General features: G+C 41.8%; 17 protein-coding genes. 14 read left to right on the forward strand and 3 right to left on the reverse strand.

The genetic code is table 11. From position 1 onward, the window contains the following. The 14 genes from LKD48_RS03760 to LKD48_RS03825 form a co-directional block, all read left to right on the forward strand. The coding region (locus LKD48_RS03760) for a beta-galactosidase (RefSeq protein ID WP_308731231.1) at positions 1 to 1,653 on the forward strand (1,653 nt) is incomplete at its 5' end. Positions 1,654 to 1,779: 126 nt separating this feature from the next. Continuing rightward, positions 1,780 to 2,664: a helix-turn-helix transcriptional regulator gene (locus LKD48_RS03765; RefSeq protein ID WP_308731232.1), complete on the forward strand. Its 885-nt coding sequence runs from the start codon at positions 1,780 to 1,782 to the stop codon at positions 2,662 to 2,664. Between the two features lie 343 nt (positions 2,665 to 3,007). Beyond that, positions 3,008 to 4,633: a type 2 periplasmic-binding domain-containing protein gene (locus LKD48_RS03770; protein WP_308731233.1), complete on the forward strand. Its 1,626-nt coding sequence runs from the start codon at positions 3,008 to 3,010 to the stop codon at positions 4,631 to 4,633. Positions 4,634 to 4,788: 155 nt separating this feature from the next. Beyond that, the gene (locus LKD48_RS03775; protein ID WP_308731234.1) at positions 4,789 to 5,748 is read left to right on the forward strand and encodes an ABC transporter permease; all 960 of its coding nucleotides are present in this window, start codon (positions 4,789 to 4,791) and stop codon (positions 5,746 to 5,748) included. Between the two features lie 19 nt (positions 5,749 to 5,767). After that, positions 5,768 to 6,670: a carbohydrate ABC transporter permease gene (locus tag LKD48_RS03780; protein WP_227100091.1), complete on the forward strand. Its 903-nt coding sequence runs from the start codon at positions 5,768 to 5,770 to the stop codon at positions 6,668 to 6,670. Positions 6,671 to 6,775: 105 nt separating this feature from the next. Continuing rightward, the gene (locus tag LKD48_RS03785) at positions 6,776 to 7,660 is read left to right on the forward strand and encodes a helix-turn-helix transcriptional regulator (protein WP_227100090.1); all 885 of its coding nucleotides are present in this window, start codon (positions 6,776 to 6,778) and stop codon (positions 7,658 to 7,660) included. Between the two features lie 293 nt (positions 7,661 to 7,953). After that, positions 7,954 to 9,525, forward strand: coding sequence for an extracellular solute-binding protein (locus LKD48_RS03790; RefSeq protein WP_308731235.1), 1,572 nt, complete (start codon positions 7,954 to 7,956; stop codon positions 9,523 to 9,525). 84 nt (positions 9,526 to 9,609) lie between these two features. Further along, a complete protein-coding gene (locus LKD48_RS03795) occupies positions 9,610 to 10,539 on the forward strand; it encodes an ABC transporter permease (protein WP_227100088.1) in 930 nt (309 codons plus the stop codon). A 16-nt stretch (positions 10,540 to 10,555) separates the two neighbouring features. Then, a complete protein-coding gene (locus LKD48_RS03800; protein WP_227100087.1) occupies positions 10,556 to 11,446 on the forward strand; it encodes a carbohydrate ABC transporter permease in 891 nt (296 codons plus the stop codon). 31 nt (positions 11,447 to 11,477) lie between these two features. Next, a complete protein-coding gene (uidA, locus tag LKD48_RS03805; RefSeq protein WP_308731236.1) occupies positions 11,478 to 13,259 on the forward strand; it encodes a beta-glucuronidase in 1,782 nt (593 codons plus the stop codon). A 169-nt stretch (positions 13,260 to 13,428) separates the two neighbouring features. After that, positions 13,429 to 14,526 (forward strand): GntR family transcriptional regulator, encoded by a 1,098-nt coding sequence (locus LKD48_RS03810; protein ID WP_308731237.1) that lies wholly within the window; start codon positions 13,429 to 13,431, stop codon positions 14,524 to 14,526. Between the two features lie 121 nt (positions 14,527 to 14,647). Continuing rightward, positions 14,648 to 16,414: an indolepyruvate ferredoxin oxidoreductase subunit alpha gene (iorA, locus tag LKD48_RS03815; RefSeq protein ID WP_308731238.1), complete on the forward strand. Its 1,767-nt coding sequence runs from the start codon at positions 14,648 to 14,650 to the stop codon at positions 16,412 to 16,414. After that, complete coding sequence (locus LKD48_RS03820) at positions 16,411 to 16,998, forward strand: indolepyruvate oxidoreductase subunit beta (RefSeq protein WP_308731239.1); 588 nt, start codon at positions 16,411 to 16,413, stop codon at positions 16,996 to 16,998. The genes iorA and LKD48_RS03820 overlap by 4 nt, the downstream gene beginning before the upstream one ends. Before the next feature lie 18 nt (positions 16,999 to 17,016). Further along, complete coding sequence (locus tag LKD48_RS03825; RefSeq protein ID WP_308731240.1) at positions 17,017 to 18,651, forward strand: class I adenylate-forming enzyme family protein; 1,635 nt, start codon at positions 17,017 to 17,019, stop codon at positions 18,649 to 18,651. Between the two features lie 4 nt (positions 18,652 to 18,655). On the opposite strand, the gene LKD48_RS03830 is transcribed toward LKD48_RS03825, so the two are convergent. From LKD48_RS03830 to LKD48_RS03840, 3 genes are read right to left on the reverse strand one after another with little or no spacing between them, the layout of a single operon-like run. Continuing rightward, positions 18,656 to 19,738, reverse strand: a complete 1,083-nt coding sequence (locus tag LKD48_RS03830) for an ABC transporter permease (RefSeq protein WP_308731241.1) — start codon at positions 19,736 to 19,738, stop codon at positions 18,656 to 18,658. After that, a complete protein-coding gene (locus LKD48_RS03835; RefSeq protein ID WP_308731242.1) occupies positions 19,725 to 21,053 on the reverse strand; it encodes an ABC transporter permease in 1,329 nt (442 codons plus the stop codon). Before LKD48_RS03835 ends, LKD48_RS03830 begins: the two co-directional genes overlap by 14 nt. Beyond that, positions 21,050 to 21,724 (reverse strand): ABC transporter ATP-binding protein, encoded by a 675-nt coding sequence (locus tag LKD48_RS03840; protein ID WP_308731243.1) that lies wholly within the window; start codon positions 21,722 to 21,724, stop codon positions 21,050 to 21,052. Before LKD48_RS03840 ends, LKD48_RS03835 begins: the two co-directional genes overlap by 4 nt. Positions 21,725 to 21,854 lie beyond the last annotated feature (130 nt).

Here is a 21,854-nt window from a genome sequence, read left to right on the forward strand (position 1 = left end):
GGATATAATGGAGAAAAGGGTGAGCAGCATATGCGCACACTTACAGCAATGGCACGAGAGATCGGTTTTGATCTGCCACTTTACACGGCAACAGGCTGGGGCGGCGCTGTGACTGGAGGACTTCTTCCTGTCATGGGTGGTTACTGCGAGGCACCTTGGGATCAGCGCATTACCGAGATTGAGCCAAACTCAAATTATGTATTTAGCCATATCAGAAACGATGCACTTATTGCAAGTGATCATCATGTGGACGATACAGTTACATTCAATCAGGATGATTTTCCGTATCTTACAGCAGAGCTTGGCGGCGGCTTACAGGTGACAAAGCACAGACGTCCTATTGTTTCTGGAAATGATGTGGGTGCGATGTCGCTTACAAAGCTTGGAAGCGGTGTTGGACTGCTAGGCTACTACATGTATCATGGTGGCAGCAATCCAGATAGCAAGCTTTCCACACTTCAGGAGAGCCGTGCGACAGGATATTCAAATGATCTTCCAGAGATTAACTATGATTTTAATGCACCGATTCGCCAGTACGGAACGATCTCTGACAATTACCGTGAGATTCGCCTGCTTGCTTACTTTTTACAGGATTTTGGTGGTGATTTGGCAGTGCTTCCAGCCGATATTGATCCGGAATTTGTAAAGCCGGGTGACACCCATACGCTTCGCATGTCCATTCGTCACGACGATAGCCATGGCTATATCTTTGTAAACAACTATCAGAGACGATTGACAATGGATGATCATAAAGATGTTGTGCTTGAAGGAAAAACAAAAGGTGAGCCAGTTCGTTTTCCTAAAACAGATATTGCTTCTGGCGAGTACGCATTCTATCCATATAATATGAAGCTCAAAAATGCAGTTTTGGTGAGTGCACTTGCGACACCTCTTTGCAAGCTGTCATGCAAGGATGAGGATGTATACGTATTCTACGGTGATAAAGACCCACAGTTTACATGGGATGGTACACCTGCGAAGGTTCTGCATCTTAGCCGTGCAGACGCATTGTCAGCAGCAAGAGTTACATTAAAGGATCATCAGGAATATCTTGTGTTGTCAGATGATTTTGTATGGGAAGAGAGCGGTGTTCTTCGTGTAGTTGGCGGTGAAGAAACTATTATTCGTACATTCCCGAAGCTGTCAAAGGATGTATTACCGGCAGATTTTAAGGAGATTGCAGGCGAGGGTGAGCTTACAGTTTATAAGAGAAGCCAGAATAATGCAAATGTACAGACAAGCGTTTTATTTGCACAGTCTGCCAAGACATCAGAGGAGCTTTCTGGCAAGCTTGTAAACAGCTGCGGTCAGCCAGAAACATTAAATGGTGACGAAAAGATCTATGAGATCAGCATGCAGTATGAAAGGGAAAATAGAAATGGCCGTAAGGAAGGCTATGATTGTATTCTTTCTTTTGATTATGCATGTGAAAGCATGGAACTTTTTGTAAATGGCAGAAAGGTAAACGATTATTTCTATACGGGTCAGAAGGCACTCTTTAGTTTAGGATATTTTGACTTCCCAACAAAAATCACAGCAGTGCTTCATCCATTGCATGAGGGAGATCATATCTACCTGCAGGAATGGCCAAAAATGGATGATAAAAAAGCGTGCTGGATTGAGGCGGTTACGCTGACAGAACAGTTTGCATAAGAAAATGCAACGTGAATGCTAAATGATGTTTGAAATTTGAAAAAAATTGCCTTTTTCTTCGAAAATTTGTATAATAGTCCCAATACGGCTGACAAAATGCAAATTTTGAAGAAAGGGGCTTTTTTTATGGATGAATTTGGAAATCAAAAGAAATGTCAGACCTATGAGGTGACAGATTTTCAGCATAATTTTGAAATTACGCATCCGACTACAACGCTGCAGCAGTGGGGGCTTCATATTCATTCCACTCATTATGAGTTATTAGTATTTATCCGCGGAAATGCGGAGTGTTGGATTGAAGGAAGAAGGAAAAAACTCGAGTATGGTGATGTAGTAATTGTAAGTCCACGTGAGATGCATCGTATTTTTATTTTGGATAATACTGAATATGAGCGCATTGTGATTCATGTATCAGACAGCATGCTAAAGGAGTTGTCAACGGCGCAGACTAACCTTTTAGGCGTATTTCATAAGAATAGGACGCATATTATTCATCTTTCAGAGGAAGAAATGTCGCAGTTTATAAGTAATCAGCTGCAGATGAAGAAAATGTGGAAGAAAAAGGAGTTTGGAGCAGATCTTTTGGGAGCTGCGTGGTTTCAGATTCTGCTTTTGCAGCTCTCGCAGAAAATGCGTCAGGAAGAAGGAGCTGGACCTTGGGAAAGTGTGTCAGGTCTTGTCGGTGAGGCGCTTGAATATGTTAATGTACATATGACGGAGGATATTTCTGTGCAGGACATTGCAGATGCTTTAAATGTCAGTCGCTATTATTTGAGCCATGAGTTTAAAAAAAGCACAGGATATGGATTGTGGAATTATGTTATTTCAAAGCGTCTTGTATATTCGCAGAAGCTTCTTGTAGAAGGTGCATCAGTAACAGAGGCATGCTACGAGAGTGGATTTAAAGATTATGCACATTTCATAAAAAGCTTCACAAAAACATTCGGATGCTCGCCAAAACAATATGGAAAAAGTGATGATTCTATCTATATGGTAAAGCTAAATCTATAAATAAAGGGATTAAAAGTTAAAAATAATGTTGATATTGATGAGTTTTTAAGTTGCTAAGAACACAAAAACACACATTTTGCACCTAAAAAGCAATGTTTTATAGAAAAGTGCTGATATAATGTAATCAAACAAAACGTTTTGAAAAAAATGAGAAATGATTGTGAAAAATTCATAATCATGGTTGCGACACGGTTTTAAAACAATAAAAATATGACAAATAACAAAACAAAAAGCAAATGAAATTGAATTTTTTTGCGGTGAAGATGGAAAAATAATCCTGCTTCTTATTGCAAATAGTGGTATTGAGTTTTGTTATGTTTTGTCATGAAAGGGAGGAATAAAAATGAAAAAAAACATGAAGAAGATGGTTAGCGCCATCACAATGACAGCGATGGCAGCATCAATGTTCGCTATGCCTGCAGCAGCAGAAGAGAAGACAAGCAGCATCACTTATCCTCTTGAGACAGATATTGAGAGCGTTTCCTGGTATGCACAGGAAGGTATTGTGCCTCATGAAAAATTTAAGGATGCATCTGAGTCTCCGTTCCATACTGGTCTGGCTAAGCATCTTGGTGTAAATATTGATTGGAGTTTCCCGACCACAGGTTCTGATGCAAACACATTTACAAACACATTGATGGCAGATCCGTTTAGTCTTCCAAATATAATGCAATGTTATGTAATGGATAATGCAGCACAGTATATTGATGACGAGATCATCTGGGATCTGACTGATTATATTCAGGAGTATGCACCAGATTATTATGCATTCCTGCAGACTAACCCGGCATATGACAAGGCGATGAAGGATGACCAGGGTCGTTACTATACATTTGGATTCTTCCGTGAGGATGGCGGTTGGAATGACAGCTACGAAGGCCCGGTTGTTCGTAAGGACTGGCTGGATGAGTGTGGTCTTGAAGTTCCGAAGACTATTTCTGAGTTTGAGAATGTAATCCGTGTATTTAATGAGAAGTATGGTGCAACATTTGATAGTGCTTCTACACGTATCAATGATATGGGTATTTGTGGCGCATTTGGAGCATACGCCGGTTTCTCGGTTAATACAAACTACGGCTATTATGTACATGATGGCAAGGTAGGCTTAGGGGCAGCGGATGATGGATGGCGTGATTATGTCAGTTGGATGAATAAGATGTGGAGTGAAGGTCTACTTGATCAAGATATGCTGACTGAGGATGATACGACCATTAAGGATAAAATCCATAATGAAAAGTGTGGTGTCAGCTACACGTCTATGGGACAGTTGAATATATGGAACAAGGAAGAGGAAGCTGCTGGAAATGAGGGTACATGGATTGGCATTCCATATCCAACAGCAGATGATGGTTCTCTTTCAGCTGTTTTTGGAGGCCCTGGCGTTGGAAAACATACAACAGTTATAACAAAGACTGCAGATGAAGATACAATGAAGCTTTGCTTACAGATGCTTAATTATGCATATACAGAAGAGGGTATGCTTTACTGGAACTATGGTGATGAGGGTGTATCTTGGGAGTATGATGAGGACGGTGTTCCGCAGTTCACAAGCCTTGTAAAGGATGATCCAGATACTGACCCTATGACAAAGTACAATGGTGCAACATGGGGAAGCTGCTGTATTCAGGCTACTAACCTTCTGTATCAGAAGAATAGCCAGACTGCAATTGATGCCAATAATACCTGGTTCTATATTGATGAAGATGAAGAGAAGAACAGAGAGATTACTAGCGGTTGGAGATATCCAGTTGGTATCAGCTTCACAATCGAAGAATCTGATAAACTTGATGAGATTTCCCAGAATATTCCTACTTTTGTAAATGAAAGCTACGCTTCATTCCTGACAGGTGCTAAGGATATCAATGATGATGCTGTATGGGAGCAGTATCAGAAAGATCTTGAGTCTTATAACCTGAGTGAGATTCTTGAAATCCGTCAGGCTGCATATGACAGATATCTGGCTCGTTAATCAACCGTTCATAATCAGTTATTGATTAGATATGTCAAAAAGCAAAATAAGATTCTAAAATAAGTAATCTGCCTTTTCCGGCAGTGGAAAAAGTAGTTTCCACTGCCGGAATTGTTTCAGAGACATGTCTGATCTATTCAAAAAAGGAGGCTCTTATGAAAGCAAACGCAGTAGCTAAGGGACACAAAGCACCCTTATCGAAACGGCTGAAAAGAGATTGGCATAAAAATAAATGGAAGTATATTATGATTCTTCCTGTATTGATTTATCTTTTCCTTTTCTGCTATAAACCGATGTATGGACTTGTAATTGCATTTAAGGATTACAAGATTACGCGTGGAATTGAGGGATCAAGCTGGTCCAATCCGTGGTATAAATGGTTTTTGAATTTCTTTACAGATCCGTATTTTGGACGATTACTGAAAAATACATTTTTAATTAGTGGTCTTACGATTTTGTTCGGATTCCCGGCACCAATTATTCTGGCGCTTATGATCAATGAGGTGAAGAACAGTGCATTTAAGAGAACAGTACAGACCATAACATATATGCCATATTTTATTTCTATGGTTGTGCTATGTGGACTCTTAAAAACATTTTGTATGCAAGATGGATTGTTTGCACAGATAGCAGTATTATTTGGCGGAAAGGCACAAAATTATCTGGCTAATCCAGCATATTTCCGAACTATTTATGTCCTTTCCGATATATGGTCGGGAATTGGCTGGAACTCCATTATTTATCTGGCAGCTCTTTCTAGTATCGATCAGGAGCAGTACGAGGCAGCACGTGTGGATGGTGCAAACCGCTTCAAGCAGATGATTCATATTACACTGCCAGGTCTTGTTCCTACGATCATGGTTCTGTTTATCCTTCGTATGGGTAATATCTTAAACGTAGGCTATGAGAAGATATTGCTTCTGTACAATTCAGCAACTTATATTACGGCTGATGTTATTTCTACTTATACATACCGTCTGTCCTTTGGCGGAAGTGGAAACCCAATGTATTCAAAGTCAACCGCGATTGGATTATTCAACACCATTATCAATGTTTTCTTCCTGATGCTTACTAATATGATCAGTAAGAAGGCAACAGATGCAGGTTTATTCTAATAAAGGGAGGGAGTTTGGGATGCAAACAAAAGTAAAAAAACAAAAAATGAAATCCTCCTTGGGAGATAAAATATTTGTTATTATTAACACTGTAATTCTTCTCTGCATGTGTTTTGTGACATTGTATCCGATCTGGTATGTACTTTGTGCATCCATGACATCGAATACTTATCTGGTATCTCATCCAGGTATTATGCTGTGGCCGCATGAGGTAACGTTTGGTGCTTATAAGATGGCATTTTCTCATCCGCTGCTTTTGTCTGGATATAAGAACACATTGATTGTTTTGGCAGTTTCTCTGCCAATCAACATTTTGCTGACACTGTTCGCAGGATATTTTATGGCATCTAAGGATGTTATGTTCAAGCCTCTGATTCAGGGACTAATTATGTTTACGATGTTCTTCTCGGGTGGTATGATTCCTGCATACTTGAATGTTAGAAGTCTTGGTCTTTACAATTCTCTCTGGGCATTGATTCTTCCTGGCGCACTGAGCGTATATAATTCCATCATCTGTAAGACAGCGATCGAGTCTGTTCCGGAGTCCCTTAAGGAATCTGCATACATCGACGGTGCAAATGATGTAATTATCCTGTTTAAGATTATCGTTCCGCTGATTAAGGCAACACTGGCAGTTCTTTTGCTTTACTATGGTGTTGCTCACTGGAATGCATGGTTTAACGCATCTATTTACCTGAAGGATAATGAGAAGCTTCCGATTCAGAATATTATGCGTGCAATTTTGATTGCAAACTCTAATGTTTTGAACTCTGCTGCAGCAGAAAACGATCAGGTAAATCAGTTCGCAGAGGCTATCAAATATTCTACAATTATTCTGACAACGTTACCGGTACTTTGTATCTATCCGTTCATTCAGAAGTACTTTGTAAAGGGTGTTATGATTGGTGCTGTAAAGGGCTGATATAAAGGATATTTTAAGAAGCAAAATTGCCTTTTTCTTCGAGAATTAGTATAATGACCATATCAGAATGGCATGGACGAATAATCGAAGAAAGGGGCTTTTTTTATGAATAAATTTGAAAATGAGAAGCGATGTCAAACGTATGAGGTAACGGATTTTCAGCATAACTTTGAGATTGATCGTCCTGTTACTGTTGCGCAGCAGTGGGGACTACATATTCATTCAACGCATTATGAAGTAATTGTATTTATTCGCGGAAACGTGGATTTTTGGATTGAAGGAAGACGAAAAAAATTAGAATATGGCGACATCGTGATTGTTAATCCTCGTGAGATTCACCGCACATTTCACCAGGATGATTCGGAGTATGAGCGTATTCTTATACATGTATCAGATAGTATGTTAAAGGATCTGTCGACAGCACAGACAAATCTGCTGAGTGTGTTTCATAAGAACAAGGCACATATTTTACACTTTTCAGAGAATGATATGAACAGGTTTGTGCATGACCATATGCAGATGAGAAATCTGTGGAAGAAAAAGGAATATGGAGCAGATCTTTTATGTTCTGCATGGTTTCAGATTTTGCTGATTCAGATTTCGCAGCAAATGCGTATGGCGGAAGGATCTGGTGAATGGGAGAGTGCTGCAGGTTTTGTCGGTGAGGCACTTGATTATGTTAATACACACATGACAGAGAATATATCGGTTCGGGATATTGCAGATGCCCTAAATGTCAGCCAGTCATATTTAAGCCATGCCTTTAAGAAGAGCACTGGATATGGGCTGTGGAATTATGTCATATCAAAAAGACTTGTTTATGCACAGAAACTTCTCTTGGAGGGCATTTCAGTAACAGAGGCATGCTATGAGAGTGGATTTAGAGATTATGCCCATTTTATTAAGAGTTTTACAAAAACTTTTGGGTGTTCTCCGAAGCAGTATGGAAAGGAAGAACCATCTTCATACATGGTTAAACTGTATCTCTAGGACTGTTGTAAGTAATTATCACTCAAAAAATAGTGGCTATATATGTTTGAATTTGTGCAAGTGTTCATTTTGAAAAGCAGAAAAACACATATTTTGTACTTGAAATGCAAAGTTTTATTAGAAAGAGCTGATATAATAGAATCAGACAAAACGTTTTGGGGAATATGAATTTGAATTGTGAAAAGTACACAACTAGATTCATAAAAAAAGGACAGCAAAAAATAAATCACAATAAATTGTCTGAAAAAGTATAAAAAAACAGGGGTTTTCAGACAGAAAGATGGAGGATTTCTATGAAAAGGATGGTAGGAAGAAGAGTATTAGGCTTTGCTATGGCATCTGTTATGGCAATGGGCATGGGAACCGCTGCAATGGCAGAGGAGACCACTTATCCAATGGACACAGATGCAACATTCGTGTACTGGGGCGAGCTTAACTCAAGTGTATCCGCAAACTTCAACAGCCTGGCAGATACCGAAATCGGAAAAGACTGGCAGGAGAAGACTGGAGTTACAATTGAATTCCAGCATCCGACAGCAGGACAGGCAACTGAGCAGTTTAACCTGATTATTGCAGACGGCGATTATCCGGATCTGTGGCATAGAAACTGGTCAAGTAGCAGCACCTATCCGGGTGGACCAGAGAAGGCTATCGCTGATGGCGTTATCCTTGATCTGACTGATCTGATTAACGACTACTGTCCGAACTTAAAGGCATTCTTGGAAGCAAACCCAGATATTGACCGTCAGGTAAAGACTGACTCTGGTAAGTATTATGTATTCCCAAGTATCAAGGAAATTGATGAGGGATGTACTTGTATGGGACCGATGATCAGAAAGGATCTTCTGGAAGAGTTGGATCTTGAGGTACCGGAGACAATCGATGAGTGGCATGATGTACTGACTGCATTCAAGGAGAATGGCGTAGACGTTCCGCTTTCCTGGAACTTTGGTGACAAGGGAAAGACTTTTGGTTACGCATATGGAACACCAGAAGGATTTGTAGTAGATGATGGTGTATGTGTATATGGACCATCTAAGGCAGAGTATAAGGATTATTTAACTACCATGCATCAGTGGTATGAGGAAGGATTACTTGATCCGGATATGTTCTCCGGCGGTGAGGATCAGACTAACACAAAGCTTGCATCTGGTAAGATTGCAGCAACTATGGCATGGGCTGGCGGTACTTTACAGACTGTAAATACCTTAGCAAAGGAAGAAAACCCAGACTTCAATCTGACAGCAGCAAAGTGGCCGGTTCTGAATAAGGGTGATGAGCCACAGTACGGATTCCGTAATACTCAGTTCTACGATGGAGGTATTGCAATCGGTGGAACATGTGAGGATCCTGTAACTGCAGCAAAGCTTCTTGACTATGGCTACAGCGAAGAAGGATATATGATGTTTAACTTTGGTGAAGAGGGTGTCAGCTACACAATTGAAGATGGCAAGCCAGTTTACACTGATGAGATCTTAAATAATCCGGAAGGATGGCCGATCAGCCAGGCAATCGCTAAGTATGCAATGGCATGCTACAATGGACCGTTTGTACAGTCTGGTGATTATCAGATGCAGTACTTCCAGGATCCGGAAGCAATCAACGCTATGTATACATGGAACGACTGCAATTCCAAGGAAACCACACTCCCGACTGTTTCTCCGACAGAGGACGAGAGCTACGAGTATGCAACTATCATCAATGAGATGAGTACCTATGTAGAAGAGATGACAACAAAGTTCATCATGGGTACCGAGGATATTGAGACTGGTTTTGATGCTTATCTTAAGACCCTGGATCAGTTTGGTCTTGAACGTGCAACTGAGATCCTGAACGATGCACTTGCTCGTTATAACGCAAGATAACTATTGCTGCAGGACTGAAGACAAATGGGAAGAGGGCAGACTTCTTCCCGTTTGTTTTTAAAAAGAAAAATGAGGGACATAACTATGAAAGAAAATATTCACGGGTCTTTTGGAGTAAGAGTGAAAAAGGACTGGAAACGAAACCGTTCACTTTACATTATGTTTATTCCAGTTGTTTTGTTTTATGTGATGTTTATGTATAAGCCAATGTATGGCGTTATCATTGCATTTATGGATTATGCACCAGCAAAAGGAATTTGGGGAAGTAAATGGGTTGGCTTGAAACATTTTGAGCGATTTTTTACAGGACCATATTTTGGCCGTCTGTTAAGAAATACACTACTTCTTAGTTTATATAGCATTCTGTTTTGCTTTACAACACCGATTATTCTCGCACTTCTTTTAAATGAAGTACATTGTAAAAAATATAAATCTGTTGCGCAGACACTTAGCTATCTGCCGCACTTTGTTTCTATGGTTGTTACTGCAGGAATCATTAAAGAGTTCTGTATGTCTGACGGACTGTTGAATGATATCATTGTATTGTTTGGCGGATCACGTTCTGCACTTCTTCAAAGACCAGAGCTATATCGAACGATTTATATCGTTTCTGATATTTGGCAGGAGGTCGGCTGGGGATCCATTATTTACTTAGCTGCACTTGCTGGAATTGATCAGCAGTTATATGAAGCAGCAGAAATTGATGGTGCAGGAAAGTGGCAGCAGACGCTTAACGTAACAATACCTGGAATTACGCCGACAATCATTACCATGTTTATCTTAAGAGTCGGAAATTTGATGAGCATGGGTTATGAAAAGACAATCCTGCTCTACAGTAGTGCAACATATGAAACTGCCGATATTATTTCGTCCTATATCTACAGAGTTGGTCTGCAGGAGCAGAGCTGGAGTTATTCAACGGCAATTGGTTTGCTTAACTCAGTAATTAACTGTATCCTTTTGGTTGTGACAAATAAGATAAGCAAACGAGTTGCAGCAACCAGTCTGTGGTAAGAAAGGAGAATGCGAAATGGCAAGCAGGAAAAAAATTAGACAATCGGCTTCGGTTTATGTATTTCAGGTATTTAACTATTGCTTTCTGACTGCACTGGTTATGATGTGTCTGTACCCAATGTGGTATTGCTTAATGGCATCTTTCAGTGAGCCAAGCAAAATGATGGCACATATGGGACCGTTACTGACACCTTTAGGATTTTCAGTAGAGGCGTATAAGAAAGTTTTCTTGAATCCGAATATCATATCTGGTTATAAGAATACATTAATTATCCTGGTAGTAGGTGTATCACTGAACCTGGTTATGACATCTTTAGCAGCATATGTATTGTCCAGAAAGAACGTAATGTGGAAAAAACCATTAATGATTTTTATCATGATTACTATGTTCTTTAGTGGTGGTTTGATCCCAACGTACTTAAACTTGAAGAGTTTACATTTAAATAATACCCTTTGGGGTCTGATTATTCCGTGGTTGATCAATACCTTTAACATGATTATCATGAGAACGGCATTTGAATCCATACCGGAAAGTTTGATTGAGGCAGCGCAGATTGATGGTGCAACTCATTGGAAAATTTTAAGAAGTATTGTGCTTCCGCTGTCAAAGGCAACACTTGCCGTTATGGTTCTGTATTACGGCGTAGAGAAGTGGAATGGTTGGTTCTGGGCATCTGCTATTATCCGTGATCGCTCCAAGCTTCCACTGCAGGTTATCTTAAGAGAGATTCTTCTTTCTTCAACTCAGTCTATGCAGACTGGATCAGGCGGAAGTGATACAGAGGCAATTGGTATCACAATTCGTTACGCGACAACAATAGTTGCAACAGTTCCGATTCTTTGTGTATACCCGTTCGTTCAGAAGTACTTTACAAAGGGTGTTATGATCGGTGCTGTAAAGGAATAATAAAATATAATTTGCGAAAGGAGAAAACAAGATGCTGTATCCAATTGAAAACGAGATACGCCAGGTAAAAAGTCTTGATGGTATCTGGAGATTTAAAAAGGACAACCAAATGGAGCAGGGTTTTGAGGAAAAGTGGTATGAGAAGCCGTTAAAAGGTTTTTCTGACATGCCAGTTCCAGCAAGCTACAATGATATCACAACCGATAAAGAGCTCAGAGATCATGTTGGCTGGGTATGGTATGAGACTGATGCCGTGATTCCGCGCAGCTGGATGAAAGATCAGCGCATTGTGATTCGTTTTGGCAGTGTAACTCAGCATGCAGTTGTCTATTTAAATGGTGAGGAAATTGCACGTCATAAGGGCGGCTTCCTTCCATTTGAGGCAGATATCACCGATAAGGTGCATGAGGGAAAGAATCGTTTGACAGTAGCTGTCAGCAATCTTCTTGACTGGAGCTGCATTCCAAGCGGTGAGTACAAATTTGTTAAAAACTGGCTCTATCCAGAGGGACATTGGGAGCAGGAATATTTCTTCGATTTCTTTAACTATTCTGGTATCCATCGTCCTGTTCGTCTCTACACAACGCCTCTGTCATACGTATCAGACGTTACCGTAAAGACAACAATTGAGGGTACTGACGGAATTGTATCATATGAAATCGAAACAGCTGGAGCTTCTAGTGAGCAGCCAGTACATGTTGTGATTCGCGACGAACAAGGGGAAGTAGTTGCGCACGGAGAGGGTCAAAAGGGAAAAATTATTATTAACAATGCTCATCTGTGGGGACCAGGTGCAGCATATCTGTATCAGTTTGATATTACATATGGGGAAAATTCTGCTGAAAATACAGATCATTACACACTGCCATTTGGTGTGAGAACAATTGAAGTTACTGAAAAAGAGTTTAAGATCAATGGAAAGCGCTTCTACTTCAAGGGCTTTGGTAAGCATGAGGACAGCGATATTCGCGGAAAGGGTCTGGATCAGGCGCTTAACGTAAGAGATGCTGAGCTGTTAAAGTGGATGGGTGCAAACTCTTTCCGTACATCTCATTATCCGTACTCTGAAGAAATGATGCAGCTAGCAGACCGTCAGGGCTTTGTTATCATTGATGAAGTTCCGGCAGTTGGTATGAATCTGTTTATTCCGAATGCACCGGATGTTTTTACACCGGAGCGCGTCAATGAAAAGACATTGGAGCATCATAAGACCGTTCTAAGAGAGCTGTATCAGCGCGATAAGAATCATCCATGTGTTGTAATGTGGAGTGTGACCAATGAGCCTCATTCAAGTGAGGAGAGTGCGCGGACGTATTTTACAGAGGTAGTAAAGCAGATTCGATCACTTGATGACACGCGCCCAGTTACAGGCGTTATGTGCGTAGATGTACAGGAAGACAATATCTCTCAGCTGTTTGATGTTGTCTGCATCAACCGTTATTTTGCTTGGTATCTGCATACCGGCAGAATTGAAACCATCTATCCAATGATGAAAAAGGATCTGGAAGATTGGCACGCAAAATATCATAAGCCTGTTATTGTTACAGAGTATGGCGCTGATACGATTGCTGGAATGCATAAGCTTCCAGAGGTAATTTTCTCAGAGGAATATCAGGTATCCTATCTAGAGGAAAATAATCGTGCAATTGATTCCTGCGATTTCGTAGCAGGTGAGCATATTTGGGCATTTGCAGATTTCATGACGAGCTTCGGTCTTCGCCGTATTGATGGCAACAAGAAGGGAATCTTCACAAGACAGCGTCAGCCAAAGGCAGCAGCATTTGCAATTAGAAAGCGTTGGCTGGAAAAATAAACAGCGCAAGTTAAAAAGGAAAAAGAATAAGATATAAGAATGAATAAAAGAAGCGCCAAGGACAGGCAAAATCGTAAGGTTTTAGTTTGTCTTTGGTGTTTTTTTGTTGCAAAAAGAAAGGACAAATGATAAGCTAGAAAAAAAGTGATTGTTTGAAGGAGAAAATAATATGGCAAACCCAGACAGCCAGGAATCTAAATACTGGAAGTTAATGAGTGAACTGAAACAAAAAATAGTAGATGGTACTTACCAGGCAGGTGATAAAATGCCGTCGGAGAATGAACTGGCTGCTTTTTATCAGGTGAGCCGTCATACAGTTAGAAAGGCACTCGCAATTTTGGAGCATGAAGGCTATATTTATGCTGTTCACGGCAAAGGAACATTTTGTTCGGAGATGGGACGTCATACAAAGACATCTCGCAATATTGCTGTTGTGACGACATACCTGTCAGATTATATTTTTCCGTCTGTTATTCAGGGAATTGATCAAGTTATGACAGAGAATGGCTACAGTATTATCTTAAAGAATACAAAAAATTCCTCCAGCGCAGAAGGAAAATGCCTGGAGGAGCTTCTTTCAAAGGATATAGAAGGTCTGATTATTGAACCAAGTAAGAGTGAGATTTACTGTCGTCATATTGCTCTGTACAAAAAATTAGACGAATTCCATATCCCATATGTGTTTATTCAGGGAACAATGGAACAATTAAGTGACCGCCCATATGTGATGATGGACGATTTTAAAGGTGGATATTTAATCACAAAATATTTGCTCTCCTTGGGACATCGGAAAATACTTGGTATGTTTAAGGCAGATGACAGGCAGGGAATAGAAAGGCATCGCGGGTATGCAAAAGCGCTTCAAGAGTACGGAGTTTTCTACGATCCCGACAGGATCATTTGGTTTCACACAGAAGATCGTGCTGTTAAACCATTTGCAAGACTGCGTGCAATGGCAGCGTCAGGAATAAAGTTTGACAGCGTTGTCTGCTACAACGACCAGATTGCAATCAAGACAATTCAGACATTGTCTCAGCTTGGCATTCGCGTCTCAGAGGATGTATCAGTAACGGGATATGACAATTCCTTTCTGGCAGAAAATTATCAAGTTGGCCTGACAACCATCGCTCATCCGCACGAAAAGTTAGGGGAAATCGCAGCAAAGCTTTTGTTAGATCTGATGCAGGAAAAAACACTCTCCCTCGCCGACCGTCAGATCGTCATAGAGCCAGAGCTAATAGAGAGGGAATCTTGCAAACCTAGGTAAAAATTTCAATACCACTTTACGCAAGCTGCGAAAAGTGGTATTATTGTATCTAACGGCATTTACTGATTTAAAGTGCAATAGTTTACCGCGCCAACGCGGCAATGAAAGGAAAAATAGATAAATGAGACAGCTAATGTTAGGAAACAAGGCACTCGCAAGAGGTCTGTATGAGGGCGGCTGCAGTATTGTATCAAGCTATCCGGGAACTCCGAGCACAGAGGTGACAGAGGAAGCGGTCAAGTTTGAGGAAATTTACTGCGAGTGGGCACCAAATGAAAAGGTTGCGCTAGAGACAGCGTTCGGCGCATCGCTAGCAGGAAAAAGAAGCTTCTGTGGTATGAAACATGTAGGTTTAAATGTTGCAGCAGATCCGCTTTTTACTTGCTCCTATACTGGAGTAAACGGTGGACTGATTATATGTGTGGCAGATGATCCAGCAATGCATTCATCTCAAAATGAGCAGGATTCCAGACACTATGCAATCGCAGCAAAGGTGCCGATGCTAGAGCCAGCAGATTCTGCAGAAGCCTGTGAGTTTGCAAAGGCAGCTTATGAAATTTCAGAGGAGTTTGACACACCAGTTATCATTCGCATGTGCACAAGAATTGCGCATTCACAGAGTATTGTTGATACGAAAGAGCGTGTCTGTCCACCGACAAAGCTGTACGAAAAAAATATCAGGAAGTATGTCATGACACCGGCCAATGCGATTGCGCGTCACCCGTTTGTTGAGGAGAGAACGGCACGTCTGGCTGAGTTTTCCAATACTAGCTCGCTAAATCGCGTGGAAAAGGGAAGTGAGCCAGTCGGAATCATCACTTCTTCAACCTCCTACCAGTATGTGAAGGAGATTTTTGGCGATCACGTCAGCATTTTAAAGTTGGGAATGGTCAATCCGCTTCCAGAAAAGTTACTATTAGACTTTGCCAAGGGAAAAGAGCTGTTGCTGGTTGTGGAAGAGCTTGATCCAGTGATTGAAACCTACTGCAAGAGCTTAGGTCTTTCGGTTCACGGAAAAGATGTACTTCCGATGACAGGTGAGTTTTCACAAAATCTGCTTGCAGAAAAGCTAAGTAAAGCATTTCCAAAGCTTGCTGAACTAATAGGAACGATTCCATCTGGCAGAAAACTTGATGAGGAGATTCCAGGTCGTCCGCCGGTGATGTGCGCTGGATGTCCACACCGTGGATTATTCTATACATTGTCAAAGAATAAATGTACCGTGCTTGGCGATATCGGCTGCTATACGCTTGGTGCAGCTGCGCCGTTATCTTCCATTGATATGACACTTTGCATGGGTGCATCTGTCAGCGCAATCCATGGCTTTAACAAGGCGCTCGGAGAAGAGAGCGAGAAGAGAACAGTTGCAGTAATCGGTGATTCCACATTTATGCATTCTGGAATGACTGGACTTGCGAATATCGCATACAATCAGAGTAACTCCACCGTCATCATTTTGGACAACTCAATTACTGGAATGACTGGACATCAGCAAAACCCAACGACAGGCTATAATATCAAGGGCGATCCGGCCGGAAAGATTGATTTGGAGAGTCTGTGCCGTGCGATGGGCATTCGCCGTGTCACAGTTGTTGATCCATATGATTTGGATGCGTGTGACCGCGCCGTAAAGGAAGAGCTTGCAACCCCAGAGCCGTCTGTTATCATCAGTCGTCGTCCGTGTGCACTGTTAAAATATGTAAAGCATAAGCCGGCTCTTGTTGTCGATCAGGAGAAATGTGTTGGCTGTCGCGCCTGCATGAAGCTAGGCTGTCCGGCAATCAGCATTCGAGGCAAAAAGGCAATGATTGATGCAACACAGTGTGTTGGCTGTGGTGTCTGCAGTAAGTTGTGTCGTCCAGGTGCATTAGGGGAGGTAACAAAATGACAAAGAATATTATGATCGTCGGTGTCGGCGGACAGGGATCGTTACTGGCAAGTAAGCTTTTGGGATGGCTTTTACTAAATGAAGGCTATGATGTAAAGGTTTCTGAGGTGCACGGTATGAGCCAGAGAGGCGGAAGTGTTGTCACCTATGTGAGATTTGGCGAGAAGGTGTATTCACCGATTATAGATAAGGGCGAGGCAGATTTGATTGTCTCCTTTGAAAAGCTTGAGGCAGCCCGCTATCTGGATTATTTAAAGCCAGATGGCACAGTGGTTGTCAACACACAGCAGATTGATCCAATGCCGGTTGTGACAGGGGCAACTGTCTATCCGCAGGATTTAATCGAGAAGATGAAAGTGGCTGGTGCAAATGTGGATGCGATGGATTGCCTGACCCTTGCAAGAGAGGCAGGCTCTGAGAAGGCCGTCAATTTGGTCCTTCTTGGTCGCTTATCAAGACACTATGACATTCCAATTGAACATTGGCAGGCTGCGATTGAGGCATGTGTGCCAAAGAAGTTTCTTGAGATCAACCAGAGAGCCTTCCTTCTGGGACGAAATACAAAGCTGGATGGCGAAAACTAAACAAAGGGGAAAAAGAAAATGCCTGTAACTGATTTGCTGGAGCGAAATCATAAATTATACGGAGATGAAGTCGCTTTGGTGGAGCTAAATCCGCTGATGAAGGATACAAGAAAGACAACTTGGAAGGAGTATGATCTGGTTCAGCAGACCTCCCCAGTTGCCTATCGAAGAGAGATTACATGGAGCGTTTTTGATGAGAAGGCGAACCGTGTTGCCAACATGCTTTTAAGCCGTGGCATCAAAAAAGGAGATCGTGTTGCGATTTTGATGTTTAACTGTCTGGAATGGCTTCCGATTTATTTTGGAATTTTAAAGACGGGCGCAATTGCGGTTCCATTTAACTTTCGTTTCTCAGCAGACGAGATTCAATACTGTGCCGATTTGGCTCAGGTTCATATTCTGTTCTTTGGCTCTGAATTTATTGGCCGAATTGAGTCGATTGCTGATGAGCTGCAAAAGGGTCGTCTGCTAATTTATGTTGGAGATGGTTGCCCAACCTTTGCAGAGAGCTATAGGGAGCTGGTTGCAGACTGCTCAAGCCAGGCGCCTCTTGTTCGACTTGAGGAAGAGGACGATGCGGCAATCTATTTTTCATCTGGTACGACCGGATTTCCAAAGGCCATTTTACATAATCATGAGAGCTTGTCTCAGGCGGCACAGATGGAGCAAAAGCACCATTTGACCAGCCGTGATGATGTCTTTTTGTGCATCCCGCCTCTGTACCATACCGGAGCAAAATTTCACTGGATGGGCAGCTTATATGCAGGAAGTAAGGCCGTCCTTTTGAAAGGAACCACACCAGAGATTATTCTCGATGCGGTCTCAAAAGAGCAGTGCACAATTGTCTGGCTTTTGGTTCCGTGGGCTCAGGATATTTTAGCCGCTCTTGATAGAGGAGATATCAAGCTAGAAGACTATAAGCTTGACCAGTGGAGACTGATGCACATTGGTGCCCAGCCGGTTCCACCGTCATTAATTCGCCGCTGGAAGCAGTATTTTCCACACCACAAGTATGATACCAATTATGGCTTGTCTGAGTCCACCGGTCCTGGCTGTGTGCATCTTGGACTTGATAACATTGATAAAGTTGGTTCCATCGGTATTCCAGGCTATCGCTGGTCCTGTAAAATTGTCGATGAAAATGGCAACGAGGTCAAGCAGGGCGAGGTTGGTGAGCTTTGTGTCAAGGGTCCTGGTGTGATGACTTGCTACTATAACGATCCGAAAGCGACAGCTGAGACACTCAAAAACGGTTGGCTCTACACTGGAGATATGGCAATGCAGGACGAGGATGGCTTCTACTTCCTCGTTGACCGAAAGAAAGATGTCATCGTCAGCGGTGGTGAGAATATCTATCCAGTTCAGATTGAGAATTTCCTAAGTGCCTATGAGAAGGTGCAGGATGTCGCAGTCATTGGACTGCCTGACAGCCGTCTTGGTGAGATCACGGGAGCTGTCATTCAAGTAAAAGATGGTATGGAATGCACAGAAGAAGAGATTAATGAGTACTGTCAGAAGCTGCCTCGCTATAAGAGACCAAAGAAAGTTATCTTTGCCGAAGTGCCGCGCAATGCAACTGGAAAGATCGAAAAGCCGGCCCTTCGAAAGAAATATGGTGCCGAGCATCTGGTTGCACAGCAGAATTTGGCCTAACCAGTTACAAAATGAAATTGTGCAGCGCAAAATACCACTTTGTCGGCGCAAGCCACGACAAAACTTTGTACCCTGGAATGAAATCTCCAAGATCCATTAAAACCGGAGAGTACAAAAGACAAAATAGTAAAATCACTGGAATCAGCGCATCAAAGGCGAGCGATGATTTTATGATCTGGCCTAAAAGTGTACAGAGGATGCTACACAGCGCAGAAAAAACAATCAAAAGTGCAAGCTCTGCGATAAGCGTTACATTTACTGGGGCGACAGAGCCGATGATAAGTGCAAGCAAACCAAAAACAGAAAGAAACAGAGCTGGAAGATAGCTATACAAAAAAGGGACAAACCATTTTTCATCTGGGCGGCGAAGCAGAAAGCGACCTTTTTTTGCGTCATGACGATACTGGGAGCTGCCTGCAAGTGCAGTCAGCATTATAAAAAGTATGGCAAGTCCGCGAACTGGAATTTGAAATAGTGCCTGATCATCATAGAAATTTTCTGGAATATCCTCATATACAACATGAAAGACTGGTGTATTTTCCTTCTCATATTCATAGTGCTCATCGACAAGTGCTTTTAGTTCATCGGCTTTTTTTAATGAGACGACATCGTAAGATGCAATAAAATCAGCAAGCATTGTCTTTGCATATTCTTGAAAAATTGCATTGTAGACAGCTTCGTTTACAACAGCCGTAAGAACAGTTGAAGGAGAAGTGTAAACGCTGATACATCCGTCTTTGCCAGCCTGCATCTGTGACTCTAAATCATTTGGAAATTCATAACCGCACTCTGCTTTTCGAAGATTAATATCTTCCTGCATGTAATCTAGTGATGAAGATCGGTAAAAACGATATAATCCATCATCAAGTGACTCAAGATTAGTAAGCACAGCTTCGGTCATTTCATCAGGATTGGCACAGTATAATCCAATGCGGATGATTTCGTGGCGGTCTGCATTTTGTGCCGCAGCAATGCCAATAACAAGAAGAATAGCGGCCATACACCAGAGCGATTTTTTCTTTCTTGTATAGCGGGCAAGGAATGAGAACCAGGCACGAAGTAATTTTAAATTTTTATTTTTCTTCATACTTGCTCCTTTCTCTGAGAGAGTGCGTCAGCTTACCTTTTTTGAACGTGCCAGCAAGGAGCGCAGCGATTATCAAAAGGATTCCTTCTATAATCAGAATAATGCTGTCAAAACTGGAAACGCTTTGACCAAATTGCCAGAATATCATATTTTTTAATTGGCTTCCAGGCAGTGTGGCACTTATGCGGCGAAGCATATCCGGCAAAAATGCAGAAGGAATCAGACAGCCTGAGGCATACATTACAAGAAGAGATACAGCAAATGTGGTTATCATACAGGCCTGCTTGCCATGGCAGATGCGGCAGATAAAAAGTTCAAGTGCGCATGAAAAAAATGCGCATACAAAACATGAAACGAGAGTGCGTCCAATCAAAAAGGCAGGAACAATATATGCTGTACTTCCAATTGTACCGATCAAGAGACAGATGGCTGAAAAAATAAGCCATTGACATATTACTGCTGCTGAAAAATCTGCCAGCAGACAAAAAGAATCAGAAAGGCCAAGGCGCGAGAGTGCAGGCAGTACGGTACGGTTTGGAGCAACAAAGAAAAAGCACAGATTTATGCCCGACAGCAAGAACAAAAGAGCAAGTCCACTGCATAGATAGCCAACAAGAACGAAATCTGTGGCAGGTGCGTTGTCAGAAGAGATTTCTTCCTTTTCAAGACTACTCTCTTCGATGTCGCTTCCAACAATTTGAAACAGTGCATCACGCTTCAAAACAGCATTGATATACAAATCGTTTAGCTGTGTGTTTGCTTTATCCTGCTGTTTTTCGGTAGCATCAAAGTCATCATAGATTTCATACAGCGCATAGACTCCAGTTTGAGAGCTTGCTACCATCTGGGAGAGGTTGTCAACAATTTGACGAAAGATTACTATCTCAATGCTTGGCTCACCAGGATAAATGATGCGGGCAGGAAGATCATTCGTGCCGCTCATGATAGTGTGGATCATGCCTTCTGGGATAATGACGGCTGCCTTAATCTCACCTGAATCGAGCATGGCTTTTGCTTCGTCCTCAGAGGTGGTTTGTTTAATTGTGACCATCGAGGATAAGCTTTCCATGTTTGAGACCATGCCGAGTGCAAGTGAGTAATGAAGTCCTGCATTTTTGGGCATAACGAAGACAACGTTAAAGTGAGAAGCGGCTGAAGTGTCGTTTTTTTGATTGACGAATGAAAGGCCATATATGGCTGCTGCGCAGATGATGCCTAAAAGAGCGAGGCCGCAAAAAAGCTTTCCGAGTCTTCTAAAGCAGCGCTTCCAGGTAAAAGCCAGATAACAACGACGCAAATTTAAAGTAGAACTCATGATAAGTATTCAATAATCTCCTTTACTGGTGTGTCGGCTGCAAGCGTTCTTGCATGACCGTCCTTTAACAGAATCAGTTTGCTGCACAAATCAAAATCAGCCTCCTCATGCGTAGCAAGAAGAACGGTATTTCCCTGAGCACAGTACAGACGAATATATTCGCGTATATCCTCCTTGCAGACAAGATCTAGCGCAGCATCAGGCTCATCGAGAAGTAAAAGCGTTGGGCGCGATGCAAGTGCGCAGGCAATGCTTAGGCGCTTTTGCATGCCGCCGGAGAGAGCCTTTGCCTTTTTGTGGAGGAAAGGTTCAATTTTTAATATGGATAGAAAACCATCCTTTAAATCATCCTCAATGGAATATTCGGTAGCGCTGTACCATAATTTTAAGTGATCCATGGCAGTCATATCAGGGAAAAGTGGGTTATTTTGAGCCACATATCCGATTTTTGTGGACTGCAGAGACGGATTTTTTAACAGATTCTTTCCATCAAATAGAATAGTTCCGCTGTCTGGCGTATCTGTTCCTGAAAGAATATGCAAAAGTGTAGACTTTCCGCAGCCGTTAGGACCGAGTAAGCCAATGCATTCGCCAGGTGCAGCATCAAAAGATACATTTTGCAAAACCTGCTGTTTTTTATAGGATTTTGAAATAGATTGTATAGATAACATAAGACTCCATTCTGCTGCGAGGCATTTTGCAGCAAACTTGTTGACTGTAACAAAAACAGTATAGCATAAAATGAAAAATCAGGAAAGATAAGCATCATGTTTTTTCTTTACAACCAGTAACGCTTATGCT

The organism is Anthropogastromicrobium aceti (assembly GCF_020687335.1).
Taxonomy (GTDB): Bacteria; Bacillota; Clostridia; order Lachnospirales; family Lachnospiraceae; genus Anthropogastromicrobium; species Anthropogastromicrobium aceti.

Excerpts from the sequence above, each read along its gene's own strand:
- uidA (WP_308731236.1), top strand. The coding sequence starts at position 11,478 with ATGCTGTATCCAATTGAAAACGAGATACGCCAGGTAAAAAGTCTTGAT.
- LKD48_RS03830 (WP_308731241.1), bottom strand. The coding sequence starts at position 19,738 with ATGAAGAAAAATAAAAATTTAAAATTACTTCGTGCCTGGTTCTCATTC.
- LKD48_RS03820 (WP_308731239.1), top strand. The coding sequence starts at position 16,411 with ATGACAAAGAATATTATGATCGTCGGTGTCGGCGGACAGGGATCGTTA.
- LKD48_RS03785 (WP_227100090.1), top strand. The coding sequence starts at position 6,776 with ATGAATAAATTTGAAAATGAGAAGCGATGTCAAACGTATGAGGTAACG.
- LKD48_RS03810 (WP_308731237.1), top strand. The coding sequence starts at position 13,429 with ATGGCAAACCCAGACAGCCAGGAATCTAAATACTGGAAGTTAATGAGT.
- LKD48_RS03790 (WP_308731235.1), top strand. The coding sequence starts at position 7,954 with ATGAAAAGGATGGTAGGAAGAAGAGTATTAGGCTTTGCTATGGCATCT.
- LKD48_RS03765 (WP_308731232.1), top strand. The coding sequence starts at position 1,780 with ATGGATGAATTTGGAAATCAAAAGAAATGTCAGACCTATGAGGTGACA.
- iorA (WP_308731238.1), top strand. The coding sequence starts at position 14,648 with ATGAGACAGCTAATGTTAGGAAACAAGGCACTCGCAAGAGGTCTGTAT.
- LKD48_RS03835 (WP_308731242.1), bottom strand. The coding sequence starts at position 21,053 with ATGAGTTCTACTTTAAATTTGCGTCGTTGTTATCTGGCTTTTACCTGG.
- LKD48_RS03840 (WP_308731243.1), bottom strand. The coding sequence starts at position 21,724 with ATGTTATCTATACAATCTATTTCAAAATCCTATAAAAAACAGCAGGTT.
- LKD48_RS03775 (WP_308731234.1), top strand. The coding sequence starts at position 4,789 with ATGAAAGCAAACGCAGTAGCTAAGGGACACAAAGCACCCTTATCGAAA.
- LKD48_RS03825 (WP_308731240.1), top strand. The coding sequence starts at position 17,017 with ATGCCTGTAACTGATTTGCTGGAGCGAAATCATAAATTATACGGAGAT.
- LKD48_RS03780 (WP_227100091.1), top strand. The coding sequence starts at position 5,768 with ATGCAAACAAAAGTAAAAAAACAAAAAATGAAATCCTCCTTGGGAGAT.
- LKD48_RS03795 (WP_227100088.1), top strand. The coding sequence starts at position 9,610 with ATGAAAGAAAATATTCACGGGTCTTTTGGAGTAAGAGTGAAAAAGGAC.
- LKD48_RS03770 (WP_308731233.1), top strand. The coding sequence starts at position 3,008 with ATGAAAAAAAACATGAAGAAGATGGTTAGCGCCATCACAATGACAGCG.
- LKD48_RS03800 (WP_227100087.1), top strand. The coding sequence starts at position 10,556 with ATGGCAAGCAGGAAAAAAATTAGACAATCGGCTTCGGTTTATGTATTT.